Origin of the sequence: Bradyrhizobium sp. PUT101 (genome assembly GCF_052043945.1) — a bacterium.
Taxonomy (GTDB): Bacteria; Pseudomonadota; Alphaproteobacteria; order Rhizobiales; family Xanthobacteraceae; genus Bradyrhizobium.
On sequence record NZ_CP197207.1, the window covers coordinates 190,600 to 211,486 of the forward strand.

Annotated in this window: 19 protein-coding genes; 9 read left to right on the forward strand and 10 right to left on the reverse strand. The window is 64.7% G+C overall.

Annotated features, from left to right (window positions below; all coding sequences use genetic code 11):
* Positions 1–8: 8 nt before the first annotated feature.
* Together lptG and lptF are read right to left on the reverse strand one after the other, a co-directional pair.
* Complete coding sequence (gene lptG / locus ACSHT2_RS00850) at positions 9–1,106, reverse strand: LPS export ABC transporter permease LptG (protein ID WP_028178692.1); 1,098 nt, start codon at positions 1,104–1,106, stop codon at positions 9–11.
* A complete protein-coding gene (gene lptF / locus ACSHT2_RS00855) occupies positions 1,103–2,272 on the reverse strand; it encodes an LPS export ABC transporter permease LptF (RefSeq protein WP_440639969.1) in 1,170 nt (389 codons plus the stop codon). Before lptF ends, lptG begins: the two co-directional genes overlap by 4 nt.
* Positions 2,273–2,608: 336 nt before the next feature.
* On the opposite strand from lptF, the gene ACSHT2_RS00860 reads away from it, so the two are divergent.
* From ACSHT2_RS00860 to ACSHT2_RS00870, 3 genes are all read left to right on the forward strand, one after another.
* The gene (locus tag ACSHT2_RS00860; RefSeq protein ID WP_440639970.1) at positions 2,609–4,108 is read left to right on the forward strand and encodes a leucyl aminopeptidase; all 1,500 of its coding nucleotides are present in this window, start codon (positions 2,609–2,611) and stop codon (positions 4,106–4,108) included.
* 6 nt (positions 4,109–4,114) lie between these two features.
* Positions 4,115–4,567 carry a DNA polymerase III subunit chi gene (locus tag ACSHT2_RS00865; RefSeq protein ID WP_440639971.1) on the forward strand — a complete coding sequence of 151 codons (453 nt, stop codon included), beginning with the start codon at positions 4,115–4,117 and terminating at the stop codon, positions 4,565–4,567.
* 165 nt (positions 4,568–4,732) lie between these two features.
* Positions 4,733–5,218 (forward strand): hypothetical protein, encoded by a 486-nt coding sequence (locus tag ACSHT2_RS00870; RefSeq protein WP_319329601.1) that lies wholly within the window; start codon positions 4,733–4,735, stop codon positions 5,216–5,218.
* A gap of 266 nt (positions 5,219–5,484) precedes the next feature.
* Here the strand turns inward: ACSHT2_RS00870 and ACSHT2_RS00875 are convergent, their stop codons facing one another.
* From ACSHT2_RS00875 to ACSHT2_RS00885, 3 genes are all read right to left on the reverse strand, one after another.
* A complete protein-coding gene (locus ACSHT2_RS00875) occupies positions 5,485–7,344 on the reverse strand; it encodes an ABC-F family ATP-binding cassette domain-containing protein (protein ID WP_440639972.1) in 1,860 nt (619 codons plus the stop codon).
* A 137-nt stretch (positions 7,345–7,481) separates the two neighbouring features.
* Positions 7,482–7,655 (reverse strand): hypothetical protein, encoded by a 174-nt coding sequence (locus ACSHT2_RS00880; protein ID WP_440639973.1) that lies wholly within the window; start codon positions 7,653–7,655, stop codon positions 7,482–7,484.
* 213 nt (positions 7,656–7,868) lie between these two features.
* Positions 7,869–8,123, reverse strand: a complete 255-nt coding sequence (locus ACSHT2_RS00885) for a sulfur globule protein precursor (protein ID WP_440639974.1) — start codon at positions 8,121–8,123, stop codon at positions 7,869–7,871.
* Between the two features lie 310 nt (positions 8,124–8,433).
* On the opposite strand from ACSHT2_RS00885, the gene ndk reads away from it, so the two are divergent.
* From ndk to ACSHT2_RS00900, 3 genes are all read left to right on the forward strand, one after another.
* Positions 8,434–8,856 (forward strand): nucleoside-diphosphate kinase, encoded by a 423-nt coding sequence (gene ndk, locus ACSHT2_RS00890; RefSeq protein ID WP_035670008.1) that lies wholly within the window; start codon positions 8,434–8,436, stop codon positions 8,854–8,856.
* A gap of 147 nt (positions 8,857–9,003) precedes the next feature.
* Entirely contained in the window at positions 9,004–9,864 is an 861-nt protein-coding gene (locus ACSHT2_RS00895; protein WP_440639975.1) for a TerC family protein, read from the forward strand.
* Between the two features lie 505 nt (positions 9,865–10,369).
* A complete protein-coding gene (locus tag ACSHT2_RS00900; protein ID WP_440639976.1) occupies positions 10,370–12,415 on the forward strand; it encodes a TonB-dependent receptor in 2,046 nt (681 codons plus the stop codon).
* Positions 12,416–12,422: 7 nt separating this feature from the next.
* Here ACSHT2_RS00900 and ACSHT2_RS00905 read toward each other — a convergent pair whose 3' ends face one another.
* From ACSHT2_RS00905 to ACSHT2_RS00925, 5 genes are all read right to left on the reverse strand, one after another.
* Entirely contained in the window at positions 12,423–12,734 is a 312-nt protein-coding gene (locus ACSHT2_RS00905) for a DUF3240 family protein (protein WP_271530416.1), read from the reverse strand.
* The gene (locus ACSHT2_RS00910) at positions 12,731–15,805 is read right to left on the reverse strand and encodes an efflux RND transporter permease subunit (protein ID WP_440639977.1); all 3,075 of its coding nucleotides are present in this window, start codon (positions 15,803–15,805) and stop codon (positions 12,731–12,733) included. The genes ACSHT2_RS00905 and ACSHT2_RS00910 overlap by 4 nt, the downstream gene beginning before the upstream one ends.
* Positions 15,806–16,939, reverse strand: coding sequence for an efflux RND transporter periplasmic adaptor subunit (locus ACSHT2_RS00915; protein ID WP_440643017.1), 1,134 nt, complete (start codon positions 16,937–16,939; stop codon positions 15,806–15,808).
* A gap of 449 nt (positions 16,940–17,388) precedes the next feature.
* Positions 17,389–17,952: a cytochrome b/b6 domain-containing protein gene (locus tag ACSHT2_RS00920; RefSeq protein WP_440639978.1), complete on the reverse strand. Its 564-nt coding sequence runs from the start codon at positions 17,950–17,952 to the stop codon at positions 17,389–17,391.
* An 11-nt stretch (positions 17,953–17,963) separates the two neighbouring features.
* Entirely contained in the window at positions 17,964–18,242 is a 279-nt protein-coding gene (locus tag ACSHT2_RS00925) for a PepSY domain-containing protein (protein WP_440639979.1), read from the reverse strand.
* 236 nt (positions 18,243–18,478) lie between these two features.
* Here ACSHT2_RS00925 and ACSHT2_RS00930 point away from each other — a divergent pair, with 236 nt between their 5' ends.
* The 3 genes from ACSHT2_RS00930 to ACSHT2_RS00940 are packed head-to-tail and all read left to right on the forward strand — an operon-like array spanning position 18,479 to position 20,837.
* On the forward strand, positions 18,479–18,805 hold the full coding sequence (locus ACSHT2_RS00930; protein WP_440639980.1) for a PepSY domain-containing protein: 327 nt from the start codon (positions 18,479–18,481) through the stop codon (positions 18,803–18,805).
* Positions 18,805–19,470, forward strand: a complete 666-nt coding sequence (locus ACSHT2_RS00935; protein WP_440639981.1) for a response regulator transcription factor — start codon at positions 18,805–18,807, stop codon at positions 19,468–19,470. Before ACSHT2_RS00930 ends, ACSHT2_RS00935 begins: the two co-directional genes overlap by 1 nt.
* Positions 19,467–20,837: a sensor histidine kinase gene (locus ACSHT2_RS00940; protein WP_440639982.1), complete on the forward strand. Its 1,371-nt coding sequence runs from the start codon at positions 19,467–19,469 to the stop codon at positions 20,835–20,837. Before ACSHT2_RS00935 ends, ACSHT2_RS00940 begins: the two co-directional genes overlap by 4 nt.
* The last annotated feature ends 50 nt before the right edge of the window (positions 20,838–20,887 follow it).

A 20,887-nucleotide genomic window follows, 5' to 3' on the forward strand; every position in this document is an offset into this window, starting at 1 on the left:
GGCAGTCACTATCCGTCCTCCTGATAGAGCAAGGCCAAAAAGCCGGTGAGGCCGCCCACCACAACGGGCAACCACGCCGCAGCGATCGGATGCATCAACTCAGCCTTGCTCAAATCCTCAGTTACTTTCGACAGAACGTAGAGCAGAAAGCCTGCGCCCACGCCACTCAAAACCATCTTCTGCACGCCGCCCATCCGGAAGAAGCGCAACGACACGGAGGCCGCGAGCATCACCATGGCCGCAAGCAAAAACGGCTGTGCCAGAAGCTTCTGATACTGGAGTCGGTAACCGGCTGTCGCGAAGCCCGAGCTTTCGGATGAGCGGATGTAGCTCGGTAGTTGCCAAAAAGACACAGTCTCGGGTGTGGAAAAACTGTTGCGGACCTGCGCCTCGGTCAGCGTGGTCGGAATCTCCAGGCTGGCCTGCTCGATCGGCGGCGCGTCCAGCGAGAAGCGGCGGACGCCCTTGAACAGCCAACGGCCGGCCTCGAGCGTTGCCTCGCGCGCCTCGACCCGTTCCTTGAAGTGCTGGTCCGGGTCAAACCGGAACAGCGTGAGCCCCGTGAGCCGGATGCCCTGCTGCTCGCTCCGCGCCGCATTGATGATCGTCTGGCCGTCGCTGGTCACCTGATTGAGCCAGAAGCCGGAGGCGTCCTGGATGCCGCCGCCGGGCGCCGAGCCGAACAGCTCGGCTTCCATGCGCTTGGACGCCTCGCGCAGATTGGCCGACATCGGATTGTAGGCGACGGTGGCGATCACCCCGATCAAGAGCGCGCTGCCGAGCGCCGGCGAGATGAACTGCCATGCTGAGATGCCGGCGGCGCGCGCCACCACGAGCTCGAGCCGGCGGGAGAGGGCGAGATAGCAGGTCATGGCGCCGATCAGCATGCAGAACGGCGTCAGCTTCTCCAGCAGCTGCGGCACCCGGAACAGCGAGGTCTCGGCCACCATGATCGCGGAGGCGGATGCGAGGCCCGAGGTCTTGCGCACCATCTCGATGTAGTCGACCAGCACCAGCAGCAGGAAGATGCTGGCGAACACGCCGAGCGCCGCCACCACGAAGCGGCCGGCGAAATAGCGCCCGAGTGTGTTGGTGAGCATGCTCATGCGGCGGCCGGGCGTCCGAACAGCCGCGCGATCCGTGCGTTCGACCTGTTGATGGCCTCCATCAGGCCGGGGGGCGGCTCGACCACGAGGCCGCCGACAATCATCCACAGCCCAACGCCGATCGCGCTCATGACCATCGCATATTGGACCAGCACCGCGCCCGGAGATTTCACCGCCATCACCGAGCAAGCGAATCCGGCCATGCGCAGGCCGAACACGGCGAGGATCGAGGAGCTGATCGAGAAATTGCGGCTCTGGCGGGTGGTGCGAGGCGCCCCCAGGAAGGCGAAGGTCAGTACCGCAAAGGCGAAGGGATAGATCGGCGCCAAGATGCTGTCATGCAGGGCCGAACGGAACTGGCCGGGAATCTGCTTGTAGACGGGATCGTCCTCGGACGGCGAGAACAGCTCCCAGAGATAGCGTTCGCGGATGCCGAGGGTGACGTCGCGGCCCTGGCCCGAGAACTTCGACATGTCGAAGCCGTAGCGACCGAAGGCCACCAGCGCAGGATCGCGCTTGCCCGCCTCGAATCGCTGGAGATTGCCTGTCTCCAGCACCAGGAACGAGCCGGTGTCGTTCCTCACGACCTCGCCATGCTCGGCCACGATCGAGACGCGCTCGTTCGGATCGCGGCGGTCGTCGATGAAGATGCCGGCGAGGATGCCGCCGGGCAGGCGCTCGCGGATCCGGATCGTGAGGTTCTTGTCGAGCTGGGCGAAGCGGCCGGGCTGGAGGATGTTGGTGAGCACGTCCGCGGTGATCTCGGCGTCCCACTGCTTGATCCGCCGCATGCCGTCGGGGGCGAGATAGGCCGCGATGAAGGCAACCAGCAGCGCCACCACGCAGGTGGCATAGAAGAACGGATAGAACAGCCGGAACGGCGAGAAGCCGGCGGCATTCATCACGATGATCTCGGAATCGGTCGCGAGCTTGTTCAGCGTGTGCGAGATCGCGATCATCAGCGCGATCGGCGAGATGATCAGGACCAGGGCCGGGATGACTAGGCTGGTGATGCCGAGGAAGGTGAGGATGGTCTGACCCTGACTCGTCATCAGATCGATGCCGCGCAACGCCTGCGTAATCCAGATCACGCCGGTGAGGCTAACCAGGACCAGCGCAAACGACGCCAGCGTCGTGCGGAAAATATACCTATCGATCGACCCCATGCGCTACCGCACGATTCCCACCAAGCCCCACATCCGTCCGGAATTCCGGCTGCCCAACCAATCCCGATCAGGGGATCCCCAAGGTCGGCCAACAGCTCTTCCGCCACGTTATTCTCTCACTACCATCCCTTTGATCCGTCAACAAAATGGCTGCCCCATGGCGCCATCAATATATGGTTAATATTTCCCATGTTGTGGCTTGGCGGCCACGGCGGTGCTTGGCATCTGCCGGGCGGGTGGCCCATAGTGGCGAAAGTCCAGTGAATCGCGGTTCAGCTCCGGCCCGTGGCCGAGCCTGCCTGACAGCGATAAGCCAATATTTTGGAGGAGTTATCCATGTCCGATGCCATCAAGGTCGGCTTTGTCCCGCTGTCTGCCGCCCCCCGTGGCATCTTGGTCGTGTTCTGCGATGACGACCTGAAGGTCGGCCCGGCAACGGCCAAGGCGCTGGGTGGCGCCGTCGACCTCGTGAAGCGCGCGGCAGCCGCAACTGCCTTCAAGGGTAAAACCGGGGCCGCGCTGGACATTCTGGCGCCGGAGGGCGTCAAGGCGACCCGGCTCATCGTGATCGGCGCCGGCAAGGCGACCGGCCTGAAGGCGAACGATTTCCTCAAGTTCGGCGGGGTGGCAGCGAGCAAGCTGCCCTCTGGCACCAGCGCCATGACCATCATGGCGGAGCTGCCCGGCGGCGCCATGACGAGCGAGCAGGCGGTGGGGATCGCCTCAGGCCTGCGGCTGCGCACCTACAAGTTCGACCGCTACAAGACGAAGAAGAAGGAGGGCGAGGAGGGCGGCTCGCGCGCCGACGTCTCGCTTGCAGTTGGCGATGCCGGTGCTGCGAAGAAGGCGTTCGCCTCGGCCGGCCACGTCATCGACGGCGTGATCATCGCGCGTGACCTCGTCAACGAGCCGCCGAACGTGCTATTTCCCGAGGAATTCGCGCGCCGCGCCGGTCAGCTCCGCAAGCTTGGCGTCAAGGTCGAGGTGCTCGACGTCAAGGCGATGCAGAAGCTCGGCATGGGTGCGCTGCTCGGTGTCGGTCAGGGCTCGGCGCGGCCGAGCCGCACCGTGATCATGCGCTGGGACGGGGCCAGGAAGGGCGAGGCACCGGTCGCTTTCGTCGGCAAGGGCGTCTGTTTCGACACCGGCGGCATCTCGATCAAGCCGGCCGGCAGCATGGAGGACATGAAGGGCGACATGGGAGGCGCGGCCTGCGTCGTCGGTCTGATGCATGCGCTCGCTGCGCGTAAAGCCAAGGTCAACGTGGTCGGCGCCATCGGCCTCGTCGAGAACATGCCCGATGGCAACGCACAGCGGCCGGGCGACATCGTCACCTCGATGTCCGGTCAGACCATCGAGATCATCAATACCGACGCGGAAGGCCGTCTCGTGCTGGCCGACGTGCTCTGGTACGTCGCCAAGAAAGTGAAGCCGAAATTCATGGTGGATCTGGCGACGCTGACCGGCGCGATCATGGTGGCGCTCGGCACCGAGCATGCCGGCATGTTCTCCAACAATGACGAACTCGCCGACCGGCTGCTAGTGGCCGGCGTGGAGAGTGGGGAGAAGGTCTGGCGAATGCCGCTCGGCCCCGAATACGACAAGCTGATCGATTCCCAGTTTGCCGACATGAAGAACACCGGCGGTCGCCATGGCGGCTCGATCACCGCAGCGCAGTTCCTCCAGCGCTTCGTCGAGGGCACGCCCTGGGCGCATCTCGACATCGCAGGCACCGCCATGGGCGCGCCGAAGACCGACATCAACCAGAGCTGGGGAAGCGGCTACGGCGTCCGCCTGCTCGATCGACTGGTCTCCGACCATTACGAACGCAAATGACCTGAGATGACTGAAGTATTGTTCTACCATCTGCAAAACATGACGGTGGAGAATGTGTTGCCGCCGCTTCTCGAGAAATCGCTCGAGCGCGGCTGGCGCGTCGTGGTGCAGTCGACCTCGGAGGAACGCGCCGATGCGCTCGACGCGCATTTGTGGACCTATCGCGACGATTCCTTCCTGCCGCACACGACATGGCGGGTGAACGATATCGCCGATCAGCCGATCGTGCTGGCGATCGAGGGGGGCAATCCCAACGGTGCCAATGTCCGCTTCCTGATCGACTATGCCGCGCTGCCGGAGGACTCACACGGCTACGAGCGCATGGTGCTACTGTTCGACGGCGATGATCCGGATGCACTTGCGCTCGCCCGCACGGCCTGGACCGATTGCAAGGCGCGGGGATTTGATGTCACCTATTGGCAGGCCGACGAACGGGGCCGGTGGCAGAAGCGGAATTAGCGGCCGTCAGCAATTAATGATAATTTGCAGTTTGTGAACGATGCTGGGTTTGGCCACCTTCGTGCCGCAAAGGGATGTTGGGACAATCGTTTAGGGCTGGTCCTTCACGCGGGGAATTAGTTTATCGTGCGACATCAAAAGCTTCCCGGCTCACTCATGATTGCGTTGGCCGCTGTGGCACCGCTGGTCGCGGGCTGCTCCGGCGCAGGTGATCTGCTGTCAAAGGACGCAGCATGGTTCCAGAAGCCGGGCCGTCTCTTTATCAAGAACATCTCGATCGAATCGCCGCCGCTCACGCCTGACAAGCCGGTGGGAGCCGAGGACTTCGTCAGCGCCGACGGCGCCTGTCCGGGCATGGCGCCGCCTCCCGGCCCGGCCGACGCCAATGCGTCGACGACCGCCCCCGCTCCGATGGGCGGCACGGTCGCGCTCGGCCATACCGAATGCGACGTGGTGCGCGGCATCGGCGCACCTTCGAGCGTCAACCTGTCCACCGACGCCAGCGGCCGACGCGTCGCCGTCGTCACCTGGGCGACGGGTCCGCGCGCCGGCATCTACACGTTCACGGCCGGACGTCTGTCCTCGATCGAGGGCAACCCCGAACCGCAGCCGGCGCCGAGGGCGGTGAAGCCGAAGAAGAAGCACGCGTAAGGCGTATCGGCCCCCTATCGAAGAACACGTGCCCGGGACGCTGCGCAGCGCGTGGGCGGATGCGCAGCTGAGCCGGGCTCAGGAGCCGCGTGCGCGCTGAAGCGTGGGTCCCGGCTCAGCGTCGCATCATTTCATGCCGCGCCGCGTCCGGGACACGGACCGAAACCGCGATGAGATTGAGATGAATCGTCATCGCGCTTTAGGTTCATGTTTGAGCATGATCTTTTCGGAAAACCGCTGCACAATTTTCCGGATCATTCTCCAGGCTACCCCGCCGCCTCGTCAAACTGCGTGCTCGCCTCCAGCCACTGCTCCTCCGCGCGCGCCAGCGCGTCGGCGGCATTGGCGCGGGCCTTCGACAATTGCGCGGCCTGCTTGGGGTCGCGCGTAAAAATGTCGGGCAGGGCGAGCGCCGTGTCGATCTTCGTGATGATCTCGCTGACGCGGGCGATCTCGGCCTCGGCTTCCGCGATGCGCTTCTTCAGCGAGCCGCGATTGTCCGACCTCGCGCGCTGCGGCTTCGCGCTCGCGGCGCTGCGCTCGCGCGGAGCTTCCGCGTTGCGCGCAGACAGCACCAGGCGGCGATATTCGTCGAGGTCGCCGTCGTAATTGGTCACGGTGCGGTCGGCGACGATCCAAAGCCGCTCGGCGCAGGCCTCGATCAGATAGCGGTCGTGCGAGACCATGATCACTGCGCCGGGAAACTCGTTGATCGCTTCGGCGAGCGCGGCGCGGCTGTCGATATCGAGATGGTTGGTCGGTTCGTCCAGGATGATCATGTTGGGGCCGAAGAAGGTGGCAAGGCCGAGCAGCAGCCGCGCCTTCTCGCCGCCCGAGAGCTTGCCGGCCTTGGTGTCGGCGGCCTTGCCGGAGAAGCCGATCGCGCCGGCACGCGCGCGCACCTTTGCTTCGGGCGCATCGCCCATCAGCTTGCGGACATGGTCGTAGGCGGAGGCGTCCTCGTTGAGCTCGTCGAGCTGGTGCTGCGCGAAATAAGCGATCGACAGCTTGTCCGCGCGCGTCACCTTGCCCGAGAACGGCGCGAGCCGTCCGGCGAGCAGTTTGACCAGCGTCGATTTGCCGTTGCCGTTGGCGCCGAGCAACGCGATACGGTCGTCATTGTCGATGCGCAGGGTGACGCGGTTCAGCACCGGGCTCGCCGGATCGTAGCCGACCGAGGCGTTGTCGACGGCGATGATCGGCGGCGACAGGATTTTCTCCGGCGCCGGAAAGCTGATCTCGCGCACGTCCTCGGTGATCAGCGCCGTGATCGGCTTCAGCCGCTCCAGCATCTTCACGCGTGATTGCGCCTGGCGCGCCTTGGAAGCCTTGGCCTTGAAGCGATCGACGAAGGCCTGCAGGCGCGCACGCTCGGCCTCCTGGCGCTTGACCGCCTTCGCGTCGAGCAGCTCGCGCGCGGCGCGCTGCTCCTCAAACGAGGAATAGGTGCCCTTGTAGAGTGTGAGCTTGCCGCGCTCCAGATGCAGGATCTGGTCGACCGAGCTTTCCAGGAGGTCGCGGTCATGGCTGATCACGATCACCGTGCGCGGATAATGCGCGAGGTGATCCTCCAGCCACAGCGTGCCTTCGAGGTCGAGATAGTTGGTGGGCTCGTCGAGCAGCAGAAGGTCAGGCGCCGCGAACAGCGTGGCGGCGAGCGCGACGCGCATGCGCCAGCCGCCGGAGAATTCGGCGCAGGGGCGCAGCTGATCCGCGGCGGAGAAGCCGAGGCCGGAGAGGATCGCAGCCGCACGGCTCGGCGCCGAATGCGCGTCGATATCCACGAGCCGGGTCTGGATCTCGGCGATCCGGTGCGGGTCGGTCGCGCTCTCGGCTTCGGTGAGCAGCGCATCGCGTTCGAGATCGGCCTTGAGCACGACCGTGATCAGGCTTTCGGGGCCGTTGGGCGCTTCCTGCGCGAGGCTGCCGATGCGCCAGCGCGGCGGAAGGGTTACCGAGCCGTGCTCGGCCGCGAGCTCGCCGCGAATCACCTTGAACAGTGTCGACTTGCCGGTGCCGTTGCGCCCGACCAGGCCGACACGTGATCCGGGCGTGATCTGCACGGAACTCTGGTCGATCAAAAGGCGTCCGGCCAGGCGGATGGAGAGGTCGGTGATAGCAAGCATGCGGCCTTGTCACCGCAGCCGGCATCAAACGCAACCCGTTTTTCCTTGGTTATCGCTTTCGCATGATCTCCGCGCAAACGCGTTCCGCGTTTGTCGCGTTGGAAAACCGCCTCACACTTTTCCGGATCATGCGCCAGTCAGTGCGGCTCGCGCTCGCGCTGCCTCAATTCGTTGAGGAGTTGCTCGAGATGTGTCGGGAGGCGAGGTTCGGGCCGGAGGCTCTGCTGCAGCCGCTCGCCCACGGCATCGCAAATCGAGCGGCTGGTGCGCCGGTCGATCTCTTCGCTGTCATTGGCAAGGAGGCCAGCCATCGCGGGGTTCCGTGCTTTCATAGTAAGGACACGGTACCAAGTCATTGCCGCCCAAATAGTTTCGCCGCCAGCGGGCACTGCCGGGCATTCTCGTAAAAATTGTATGAACTGCGCCTTTTCCGCTCAAGGCAAAGCCCCGGCGAGGGGAGCGCCGGGGCTTCTCATGGAAGGCACCTGGGGGGCTTAGGTACCCTCGGAAAGGTGCTGACGGGCTCAGTAGCAGCGGTTGATCAGCCGCCAGCGGGGTCCCCAGGGGGTCGGGACCAGCCGGCGCACATAGCAGCCGCCATAACCGTAGGAGACGGGGCGACCGGCGTAGAAGCGCGGTCCGCCCCAGCCGTGGCCATGGTGCCAGCCGCCGCCGTGCCAGCCCCGGCCGCCGTGCCAGTGAGCAGAGGCCGAGGTCGGTGCCAGCGCGGCACCCAGCGCGAGCGCGGCGACGGCGGCAAGCGAAAGTTTCCTCCACATGGTGATCTCCTAAAGACTGCCGGCGCGGGGCGATCGCGCCGATGGAAAGGCCGCCGAAACGGTCCGCCTGATGATCAGGCTTCGGTTTCGATGGGCCCGACCTTACGCGGGCGAAGCTGAACCGAACCCTGACGGCGGTTTCAGAATGGGTTCATCTGGGTGAAATTGTTGTCATCCATGCTGAATTGGAGCCCACCTCCGCATCGAAGTGCCTGTGCGGGCCGTTCCGCCGGTCGCTTGCCGTCCGGCAAAGGCGCCGATATAAGCCCCGCAACTCCGAACCACTGCTTTCTTCCCAAGGGACAAGATTATGGCCATCGAACGCACTTTCTCGATCATCAAGCCCGACGCGACCGAGCGTAACCTGACCGGCGCGGTCAACGCCGTGATCGAGAAGGCGGGCCTGCGCATCGTCGCGCAGAAGCGCATCCGCATGACCAAGGAGCAGGCCGAGACCTTCTACGCCGTCCACAAGGCGCGCCCGTTCTTCGGCGAGCTCGTCGCGTTCATGACCTCCGGCCCGGTCGTGGTTCAGGTTCTGGAAGGCGAGGGCGCGATCGCCAAGTACCGCGAGGTGATGGGCGCGACCGATCCGGCCAAGGCCGCCGAGGGCACCGTCCGCAAGCTCTACGCAAAGTCGATCGGCGAGAACTCGGTGCACGGTTCGGACGCGCCGGAGACCGCCGCGATCGAGATCGCGCAGTTCTTCTCGGGCAACGAGATCGTCGGCTGATCCATCCGAACCAAGGCGCGCTGAACATCGTCGCGCTTTGGTTCATGTTTGAGCATGATCTCTTCGGCAGACCGCGTCACACTTTACGTTAACGCGGCCCTCCGGCTCCGGATCATGCTTTAAATCGACGGGACGAAAGGACGTATTGTGAGCTGGCTCTGGCAGATCTTCGATCCCGCCACGATCGGGGCATTCTTCACCCAGTTTCACAACGAGATGGCCGCACCGACCTTCTGGATTGCGGTCGGCAAGATCATCTGGATCAACATCCTGCTCTCCGGTGACAACGCGCTGGTGATTGCGCTTGCCTGCCGCGGCCTCAAGCCGCGGCATCGGCTCTGGGGCATGATCTTCGGTGCAGGCGCAGCGGTGATGCTGCGGATCATCTTCACCGGCATCGTCGCGAGCCTGATGGTGCTGCCGTACCTCAAGCTCGTCGGCGGTCTCGCGCTGATCGTGATCGCGGCCAAGCTCGTGGTGCCGGAAAACGAGGACGAGGATGACGTCGAGTCGGCCTCGCATCTGTGGCATGCCGTGCAGATCGTCGTGGTCGCCGACATCGTCATGAGTCTCGACAACGTCATTGCGGTCGCCGCCGCGGCCAATGGCAGCGTGCCGCTGTTGGTCCTCGGCCTCGCCATCAGCGTGCCGCTGATCGTCGCCGGCGCCGCGCTGATCATGGCGCTGCTCGCAAAACTGCCGGTCCTGGTCTGGGCCGGCGCGGCGCTGCTCGGCTGGGTGGCGGGCGAGGTGATGGCGACCGACCCCGGCGTCGCGCCGAGGCTGCACACGCTGTTCGACGGCCCGCTCGGTAACTCGCTGGACAGCATGCTCGGCGCGCTGCGCATCCCGCCGCAGTTCGGACATGGCGGGGCAGGCGGCGAATATCTCTGTGCCGTGCTCGGCGTCGTGGTCGTGCTGGTGGTCGGCTACATCTGGCGCCGACGCAGCCTGACCCAGGCAGCGCTCGAATCCTCCGAGCGCCACGCCAAGGCCTCGGCGGAGTGACTTCGACGGCCGCCGGTGCCTGCGCCGAACCTGCTGCGATCGACGGATGCAGCGCGGCAGTGGTCAGCGGCGCTGTGTAGCGCTTCTCCCCATGTTTAGATCTTATCTTATTCTAAACTACTGAAAACAAACGCACTTTCGTTGACTTGGTGACGGTTCCCGCATCACGTCGCTCCGGTATTCATCTTATCGAACCGGAAGCTGTTGCGAGATGCCGTCGAGAGTCATTTGCCGTTCCATTGCTATTCTGGCGTCCACCGTCAAAGCGCTTCCGAGGTTCTCCAGCCCGACGACATTCGCGGTCTCCGTGGTCTCCATCGCCCTGTTCAGCGACGGCCTCGTAAGCGTCGCCAATGCGCAAAGCGCTGCGACGGGGACGGAGCAGGCAGCTACGTTGCCGCCGGTGACCGTCACCGCAGATGCGCCAAAGCCGCGGGCACGTCCACGATCCAATCCCGGCCGAAGGGCGGGCCGTCAGACTGCGCCCGCGAACGAGAGGGCCAGGATGCAGGCGGAAGCTGCTCCCAATACTGCGAGGCCCGGAGCGCTCCCGCCGTCCTACCCGGGCGGGCAGGTGGCCCGCGGCGGACAGATCGGCTTGCTCGGCAACAAGGATTTCATGGATACGCCGTTCAACGTCACGAGCTACACGGCGAAGAAGATCGAAGATCAACAGGCCGTCACGGTCGCCGACGTCGTCAGCAACGATCCTTCGGTCCGTTTCACCGGACAGACCGGCGGTATCCTCAACTCCTTCTTCATCCGCGGCTTTCCGATCGGCGAGGGGAATGTCGGAGAAATTGCCTTCAACGGCGTCTATGGCGTTGCGCCGAACTACCGTGTGTTCACCGACTACGTCGAGCGCATCGAAATTATCAAGGGCCCGACTGCGCTGCTTTACGGAATGGCGCCAAACAGCAGCGTCGGCGGCACCATCAACATCGTTCCGAAGCGTGCAGGGGACGTCGACCTCACGCGGGTCACGACCGACTACGCGACGAGCACCCAACTCGGCACCCATATCGACGTGAGCCGACGGTTCGGCGAGAACCGCGAATTCGGCATTCGCGTCAACGGCAGCTATCACAATGGCGATACGCCGCTGGACAACCAGACCCGGGAGGCGCATGTCGGCTCCGCGGCGTTCGACTATCGCGGTGAGAAATTCAGAGCTTCGCTCGACTTCATCGATCAGGAAGAAAAATTCGACGCGCCCACGAGGCCGTTTCTGGTCGCAACGGGCGTCGCCGTCCCGACCGCTCCGGTCGGGCGGCGCAATGTCACGCAGTCCTGGGAATGGGCCAAGGTTCACGACAACTCGCTGCTGGCGCGCGCCGAATACGACGTGACGGAGTCCGTGACGGTGTTCGCCGACGGCGGCGGCGGCAGGACCCAGGTCGATCGTCTGTTCGGCACGCCGACGATCCTGAACGCGGCCGGTGATACCACGTCGACACCAGGGCGCTTCAAGTTCGACATCGACAGGAACGTGGCCGACGCCGGCGTGCGCGCCCGGTTCGAAACCGCCGCGATCAGCCATGCCGTAAGCTTCCAGGGCAGCTATTACACGGACGAGATCTCGCGAGGCGGCGTGTCCGGCACGCCGGTGTTGTCCAACATCTATGCGCCGGTCGCCCGTCCGGAGCAGCTCGTTCCGGCTCCCGCGAGCGTTCCCAAGCTGTCGGACACCGAGCTGACCGGCCTTGCGCTGGCCGACACGTTGTCGGTCTTCCAGGAGCGCCTTCAACTGACCGTCGGCGTCAGGCAACAGGGCGTCAAGTCGAACAACTACAACACAACCACGGGAGCCGTGACCTCCGCCTATGACCAGACGGCGTTCACACCGATGGTCGGCGTCGTCGTCAAGCCCTGGAGCAACGTTTCGCTGTACGCCAATTACATCGAAGGGCTCAGCAAAGGCGACGTCGCTCCGACGACGGCGAGCAATCAAGGAGAGGTCCTGGCGCCCTATCTCAGCAAGCAGAAGGAAGCAGGCGTCAAGGTCGATCTCGGCATGCTCGCCACCACGATCAGCCTGTTCGAGATCACCAAACCCTCGGGACAGCTGGGCCTCGACAAGGTTTACCGGGCTGATGCCGAACAGCGCAATCGCGGCGTGGAATTCACCGTGTTCGGAGAATTGCAGCCGGGAATTCGCGTGCTCGGCGGCGTGACGTTGATCGATGCGGAGCTGACAAAGACGAGCACGGCAGCCAATCTGGGCAAGACGCCGATCGGCGTGCCCCAGGTGCAGGCCAATCTGTCCACAGAATGGGACACACCGTTCGCACCAGGACTGACGCTGGTCGCAAACGCTGTCTATACCGGGCATCAATATCTGGATGGAGCAAACACGCAGGTCGTTCCGGCCTGGACCAGGCTCGATCTCGGCGCGCGCTACAGCACGCGCATCAACAATCGGCCCGTCACGCTGCGGGCCCTGGTCCAGAACGTGTTCGACACCAATTACTGGGCCGGCGTCGCAAGCTACTCGGCACTCGCGCAAGGCGCGCCGCGAACCCTGCTCTTGTCGATGTCGACGGATTTCTGAGCTGGTTTCACTCGATCGTGCCGAATTCCGTCACGGGCATCGTCCAATAGGCGAGCTTGGTTCCGGCAAACGAGACCCGCAGCCGGTCGAGCAGGCTGCTGGCATCTCTTTCCGCCAGGATCATCTGCACGGCGGTCTGATCGGCGTGGCCCTTCACGCGTTCGGCGGCCGTCTGCAATCGGACTTCGGCACCGTGACCGGCTCCGTGCGATGCCGTGAATCCCGAAACGAGGTCGGTCTGTTCGGCGAGATAGTCGAACACCTCGTCACGGAGCTGACGCGGCACGATCAGCGTGAGACAGACCGGCTGGTCGGTCATTTCGCCACCTTCGATGTTCCGCCGTAGCGGCGATACAGGATCGGCAGGAGAATCAGGGTGAGCAGGGTGGAGGACATCAGCCCTCCGATCACGACGATGGCGAGCGGTCGCTGCACTTCGGACCCTGGCCCGGACGCGAACAGCAGCGGGATCAAGCCCAGCGCCGTGATGCTCGCGGTCATCAGCACCGGCCGAAGCCTGCGCATGGCACCTTCGACGACGATGCGGTCCTCGCTCAGGCCATGGGCCCGGAGTTGGTTGAAGTAGGACACCAGAACGACTCCGTTGAGGACGGCGATGCCGAGCAGCGCGATGAATCCGACCGAGGCCGGCACCGACAGATACTCGCCCGTCAGGACCAGTGCGAAGACGCCCCCGATCAGGGCAAAAGGAATGTTGACCAGCACCAGCAAGGCCTGCCGGATGGCCCCGAACGTGGTGAAGAGCAGCAGGAAGATGAGACCGATCGCGACGGGGACCACGATGGACAGGCGTGCGGCGGCGCGTTGCTGGTTCTCGAACTGCCCGCCCCATGTCAGCCGGTAGCCGTTCGGGAGCGGAAGTTCGGTCGCAACCTTCTGGCGGGCCGCTTCGACGAAGCCGACCATGTCGCGGCCGCGGACGTTGGCGCGAACGACGCTCATGCGCGCGCCATCTTCGCGGTCGATCTTCACCGGCCCGTCCACGCGCTGGATTCGCGCGACCTGCGACAGCGCGACATGCTGTCCGGACGCCAGCGTCAGCGGCAGGCTCGCCAGCAGCGTCGGCGCCTCCCTGGTCGTCTCGCTGCCGCGGACGAGAATCGGCGTGCGGCGGCCCACCTCGAGCGCGGTCCCGATCGTTCGGCCCTCGATCTGGGCACGGAGCGAATTTACGATGGAATCCACCGTCAGGCCGAGGCGGCCGGCTTCCATGCGATTGACCGCAACCGTGTAGTATTGAGCGCCTTCGTTCAACGTCGTGTAGACGTCCTCAGCACCATCGATGCTGGACAGGATGGCCGACAGCTTCGCCGCAGTTTCGTTCAGCTTGGCGATATCGGGACCGAAGATCTTGACTGCGACGTCGCCGCGCACGCCGCTGATCATCTCCTGCACCCGCATGTCGATGGGTTGGGTGAAGCCGAGCGAGATGCCGGGAAAGCCGGCCAGAACCTCGCGGAGTTTCTGCAGCAGGGCCTCGCGATTGTCGGTCTGCCTCTCGGCAGCGGGCTTGAGCACGAGGAACGTGTCCGTCTGGTTGGGGCCCATGGGATCGAGGCCGAGCTCGTCCGACCCGGTTCGCGCGACGATGCCGGCGATGTCCGGCACGGCCAGAAGTGCCTTCTGGAGCCTCGCATTGATGGCGAGCGACTCGTCGAGATTGACGGAAGGCAACGTCTCCACGCTGACGATGACATCGCCCTCGTCCATCGTCGGCATGAAGGTCTTGCCGAGCCTGGTATAGGCAAATCCCGCAGCGATCAGGCCGATCAGCGCCGCAGCCATCACCTTGCGCTCGTTGTTCAGGGCCCAGTCCAATGCAGGCGCGTAGATCCGTTGCGCCGCACGGACCAGCATGGGATCGCGATGCGACCCAGACTTGAGCACATAGGAGGTCATGACCGGGACCACGGTGAGCGCCAGCAGCAGCGAGCCGGTAAGCGCGAAGATGATGGCCAGGGCGACCGGGATGAACAGCTTCCCCTCCAACCCCTGCAGCGTCAGCAAGGGTATGAACACGATGATGATGATGAGAACGCCCGAGGCCACCGGTTCCAGGACTTCGCATACCGAACGGTACACCAGGTGGATCAGCGGAGCAGCTTTGCCCGCTTCGTGCTTGCCGAGATTGCCGACGATGTTCTCGACCACGACGACCAGAGCGTCGATCAACATGCCGATCGCGATCGCGAGTCCGCCGAGGCTCATCAGGTTGGCCGACATCCCGACCACGCGCATGGCGATCAATGCGATGACGATGGCCAGCGGCAGGCTGAGAGCGATCACCAGCGAGGCCCGCCAGTTGCCGAGGAAGAGCAGCAGGAGAACGATGACGATGGCGGTGGCCTCGCCGAGCGCTCGCACCACGGTGCCGACCGCGCGGTTGACGAGGTGGCTGCGGTCATAGAACACGTTGATGGAGACGCTTTTCGGTAGCGAGGGTTGCAGCTCGGCGAGCCGGGCACGCACGTCGCGGACGAGCTGACCCGCGTTGGCGCCGCGCAAGCCAAGGACGAGTCCCTCGACGGTTTCGCCGCGGCCGTCCGACGTGACCGCGCCATAGCGGGTCAGCGTCCCGATCTTGACGTTCGCGACGTCGTTGACCACGATCGGCACGCCTTCGCGGGTGTCGACGACGATGGCCTTGATGTCTTCGATCGATCGGATGCTGCCTTCGATGCGAACCAGGGCGCTGTCCTCGCCCTGGTTCACCCGTCCGGCGCCGTCGTTGCGACTGTTGGCTTCGATGGCGCGGCGAAACACGTCGTAGGAAATGCCGCGCGCCGCAAGCGCATCGTTACGCGGCACGATTTCGAAGGCGCGGACATAACCGCCGAGCGCATTGACGTCCGCAACGCCGGGGACCGTCCGCAGCGCGGGGCGGATCACCCAATCGAGCAAAGTTCGGCGCTCGGCGAGCGAAAGCTCGGGACTGTCGATGGTGAACATGAACATCTCGCCCAGGGGGCTTGTGATTGGCGCAAGACCTCCGCTCACCCCCTCGGGGAGATCACGCGCGATGTTCGACAGCCGCTCCGATACCTGGTTGCGCGCCCAGTAGATGTCGGTGCCGTCCTCGAAATCGACGGTGATGTCGGCCAGGGCATATTTCGTGGTCGAACGAAGGACTTTCTTGTTCGGCAATCCAAGCAGTTCGAGTTCGACGGGCACCGTGATGCGCTGCTCGACCTCTTCGGGGGTCAGGCCCGGTGCCTTCATGATGATCTTGACCTGAATCGGGGAGACGTCGGGAAACGCGTCGATCGGCAAGCCGGGCAGGAGGACGGCGCCGGCGCCGACCACCAGCAACACGCTCAGCAGGATGAACAGTCGTTGTGCAAGCGCGAACGCAACCAGGCGCCGGAGCATCTATTGCCCCAGTCCGGAGAGAATGCCGCGAAGTGCCGAGATGCCGCCGATCGCGATCTCGTCCTGGTCTGTGATGCGACCGGACACCACGACATGGTCCTGATCCTCCGCAACCAGCTTGACCGGCACCAGCCGGAAGCCGCCGGCTATGGCAACGAACACCGAGGTCTGCTCGCCCCGCCGCACCAGCCCACTGTAGGGAATCTCCCACGCGCTTTCGCCGGCGGAGAGAAAGCCGATGCGGGCAGCGGCGGTCTGACCGGGATGCAGGTCTCCGTCGTTGGGGATTTCCGCGCGAACCAAAATGGTCTGGGTGGCAGGGTCGATGGTCTCGGAGACCAGCACGACCTTGCCGGGGATGGAATAGCCCTCGATCTCGACTTTCGCGCCGGTACGGATTGCTCGAATATTGGCTGCCGGGATCGCGATCTTCGCCCATAGCGGTGAGAGCCGCGCCAGCTTGACGAGCGGAGCGGATTGTTCGAGTCGCTGCCCCGGAGACACCGTGACCTCGACCACGGATGCGGTTTGTGGCGCATTGACCGTGAGCGTGCCGCTTATCGCCGCTTCCTGGCCGAGCCGAAGAATTGCCTCGTCGGACATCCCGCTCAGATGCAGCATCTGGCGCCGCTCGGCGACCACGAGAGCGGCCTGGCGTGCTTCAGCCTGGCTGGCCTCCAGCACGCGCTGCGGCACGGCCTTGCCCTCGAACAGATCGACGTTCCGCTTCAGTTGCTGGCTGGCGAGATGCTCCTGTGCGATCGCGTGCAGGTAGTCGCGCTGCTGGGAGACGAAACTTGGACTTTCCAGGGTGACAAGCGGCTGGCCGGCCGAGACGCGGTCACCGCGCCCGACGAGGAGAGTGGCGACCATGCCGGCCACCGGCGCGCTGACGACCCACATTTGCTGCGTGGGGATCACGATCTGGACGGGATAGGGCAGCGTCAGATCGGTCCGGATCGCGATCGGGTGGGTCACGCGCACTCCGAGATTGCGCGCTTGAGCATCGCTCAGCTTCAGCTCGTCCTGCGCCATCGCCACGGAAGGTAACAAGCTCAATGCAATCGCGACGAGCGTACGAGCGAGCACCCCTCGAGAAGAGGTGAGAAGGGGAGTTCCGTGACGGACTCGCATGATGAATGTCCCACGCTCACCGGGGAGCGAAGCGCTGTTCGACTGCAAGTTTCGCTTACTCCACCACCGCGTTGGTGAGTTGATTTGCCTCAATCGGCTCAAGCGAGACAGCCAATTGATACGGTGTGCGGTGGCCCAATCGCTCCCGCCCAACGCTTTGCCCTCTATCTGACCGTGCCGGGAGCTCAATTCCTGGCTCTTCATTTCGACGATTTCCATTGCGGTACCAGGGCGGTTCATTGCAGGTCTGCAGGTTGCCTGCACGAGGCGTATGTCTTGAAAAGCGGACGCTATAGGCGTGTGCTGGTCGTCCACACCTACGACGTTCGGCTCTCTTCTTCCCGAGATCAGGCCTTCCTTGAAGTTCTGGGCGGGAGCGGCAAGAGCCGAACGCTGCGATGGAACGGGAGCCGATTCGTCGAGAGATAGCGAGAACTTCTCGTACCCGGTTACGATGGACGCTTCCTTCCCGTGATCATCGCCTTCACCAGATTTTCGCTGTGTTCGAAGCTCGCCACCAGAACGCCAAGCACATGGCCGACGACGAGGCCGACCGTGAGGTTGGCGAAAGCCTCGTGTATCTCCTCGACCCATTTTGCTCCCCAGAAGGTGCCCGTCGTCATCATGTAACCGGTGGTACAGGTGACGATCAGCGTGACGATCAGCGCCACGACCATTGTGCCGCCGGCTGGATTGTGGCCGAGATAGCGTGGCGCCCTGAGCAGCGCCACGTCGCGCATGTAGGCGAGCACCACGCGCGGCGAGCGCACGAAGTCGCTGAAGCGCGCATTGCGCGGCCCCACGAAGCCCCACAGGATCCGTAGCCCGAGCAAGCCGGTAATCGTGTAGCCGGCGGCGATATGGACATTTTCGATCTCGTCACCCGTCGCATAGGCGAGCAGAAACAGCCCGGCCAGCGACCAATGGAACACGCGCACGAAAGGGTCCCAGACCTTGATCGAGGCCGGCGGCTTCCCGCCGTCGGCCTCGATCGCGTCGTTGATGGCGCTCATGGTGACGCCCTTTACAGCTGACCGATGATCTGGCCGCTGGTCGGATCGACGAACAGTTCGACCCGGGTGCCAGACTTGTCGATTGTATAGAGTTCGCCACAGGCATTCTTGAGCTTGGCCTTCTGAACCTTGTAGCCTTGGGCTTCGATCTTGGCCTGCAGTTCTTCGAGCGGCAGCCATCGGGTCGCCGGGGCTGCAGTGCAGGGACGCCCGAGGCTGCCGGCATGAGCGGTCGCGGCCGCTGCGAGCAGGGCGGCGGCGGCAGCAGTGAAGATGGTGATCTTGCGCACGGTTCTCTCCGGTGTGGGTGGCCCGGCCACATCATGCGGCGAGGCAATGCGCGGACATTGGCAGAAGAGCCCTGACTGCCGCCTGTTGGGTCATGTCAGTGAATTGTCAGCCAAGCGACCAATGGGGGACCGTGCGCCCGGTCCAAAAAGAGCCGTTGGCGGGCGGGCCGCCGCCCGACGGGCCCCTGTTGATCCACGTCAGCGATCTGTAAGGTCGTTTAGGCCATACTTTACCAATGCAACCATCTCGCTTCTTGGAATTCCTGGCGGTGCCATTGCTGGCGGTAGTTCTGCTCGCGTCGGTGCCTGCGGCAGCAAGCGACCACGATAAAGGCGCGCCCGACGCGGTGCGCCGCGCGGTCGAGGCGGGCGAAATCAAGTCGCTCGCCGACATCCTCGCATCCGTCCGTGGTAAGCTGCCGGGCGAGGTTGCCGGCGTCGAAATAGAGCGTGAGCGCGGTCGCTGGATCTATGAATTTCGCCTCGTCGACGACAAGGGCCGCCTCTACGAAGCGTACGTGGACGCGCGCAGCGGCGAGATCGAACGCATCAAGGAGAAGTGATGCGCCTGCTGCTAGTGGAGGATGACCGACGGATCGCGGCCGATGTGGAAAAGGCGCTAGGCGCGACCGGCTATGTGGTCGAGACCGTTCGCAACGGCGAAGAAGCCTGGTTCCGCGGTGACACCGAGGACTACGGCGCCGTCGTCCTCGATCTCGGCTTGCCCGGCATGGATGGTCTGGCGGTACTCAAGCGCTGGCGCGCCAACGGACGGTCGATGCCGGTGCTGATCCTGACGGCGCGCGGCAGCTGGGCCGAGCGCGTCGATGGTATCGACGCGGGCGCCGACGACTACCTGCCCAAGCCGTTTCGCATGGAGGAATTGCTGGCGCGGCTGCGCTCGATCGTGCGCCGCTCGGCGGGGCATGCATCCCCACGGATTGTCGCCGGCGACGTCGAGCTCGACGAGCGTCAGATGAAGGTGACGCTGCGCGGCGCACCCGTCGCGTTGTCGCCGTTGGAATACCGCCTCATCGCTTTTCTCTTGCACCACCGCGGCCGCGTGGTGTCGCAGCAGGAGCTCGACGAAAACGTCTATGGCCACGGCGAGGACCACGAGTCGAACGCGCTTGAGGTGCTGGTCGGCCGAGTGCGCAAGAAGCTCGGTGCCGATCTGATCGAGACCAGACGCGGCTTCGGTTATCTGGTACCGGAGACGCCGCCATGAGCTGGGGCTCGCTGCGGCTGCGACTGGTCGCTGGCGGACTCGTGGCTATCCTGATCGCGCTCACCATTGCCGGCGCCGGGCTGACGCTGCTGTTCGAACGCCACGTCACGCGCACCATCGGCGACGACCTCGACATCTATCTGAAGCAACTCGTCGCGGGTATCGACGCCGATGCACAGGGCAAGCTGGTGGTGGGCCGGCCGCCGGCCGACCCGCGTTTTGCCGATCCTCTTTCGGGCTTGTACTGGCAAGTATCGGACGACGCCGGTCAGGTGCTGCGTTCGCGTTCGCTGTGGGACGCGGCGTTGGACCTACCGCAGGATGAGCTGTCGCCGCGGGAATTGCACCATCATGTTATCCTGGGGCCCGCGAACACGCGGCTCCTGGTCAGTGAGCGCCGCGTGTTGCTCACGGTCGGCGACCGCCGCGCGCCGGTGCGCGTCGCTGTGGCGGCCGATCTCGCCCGCGTGTCGGCCGCCGGCTCGCAATTCGCCAGGGAGCTGGCGCTGGCGCTCGGCCTGCTCGGGCTGGTGCTGGCGGCGGCCACCTCGATCCAGGTCGGACTGGGATTGCGTCCGCTCGACGCACTTCGCCGCGGTGTCGCTGACGTCCGCTCCGGGCAACGCAAGCATCTCCCCGTCGATGTCCCTGCCGAGGTGAAGCCTCTGGTGGAGGAGGTGAACAGCCTGATCGACGCCCAGGAGCGCGAGATCGAGCGTTCGCGCAGCCGCGCCGCTGACCTGGCGCATGGGCTGAAGACGCCGCTCGCCGCACTCGCGGCCGATGTCGCGCGTTTGCGTCAGCGAGGCGAGCGGGACGTCGCCCAGGCAATCGAAGCCGTCGGCGATACGATGAGCCGACACGTCGACCGCGAGCTGGCGCGCGCCCGGGCGCGGGGGACGGCACGACAGCGCGGCGGTATTTCCACGCCCCTCAGACCGCTTGTCGAATCCCTGGTGCTCACGCTGGCGCGCACGCCGGCTGCCCAGCGGCTCGCATTCGAGACCTTCATAACCGGCGAGCCGAGCGTGCCGCTCGATCGCACTGATCTGGCCGAAGTGCTCGGCAATCTCCTGGAAAATGCCGCCCGTCACGCCACGAGCAAGGTGCGTATTGGCGCCGAGGCCTGCGCGAATCCGGCGATCTCGGTCGAGGACGACGGCCCGGGAATCGCTTCCGCTGAACGTGCCCGCGTGCTCGAACGCGGTGTAAGGCTGGATGAGCGCGGCGAAGGTGCCGGTCTCGGCCTCGCGATCGTTCAGGATGTGCTCAGCGCCTATGGATGGCAGCTTGTTCTCACCGATTCCGAACTCGGCGGACTGAAAGCCATCGTCGCGCCGGAGGACAGCCGCCACCTCGTGGCGTGACCGGCCTGCTCGTTGCACGCCCCGACGGGCCAGGCAGCGTTGCACTGCTT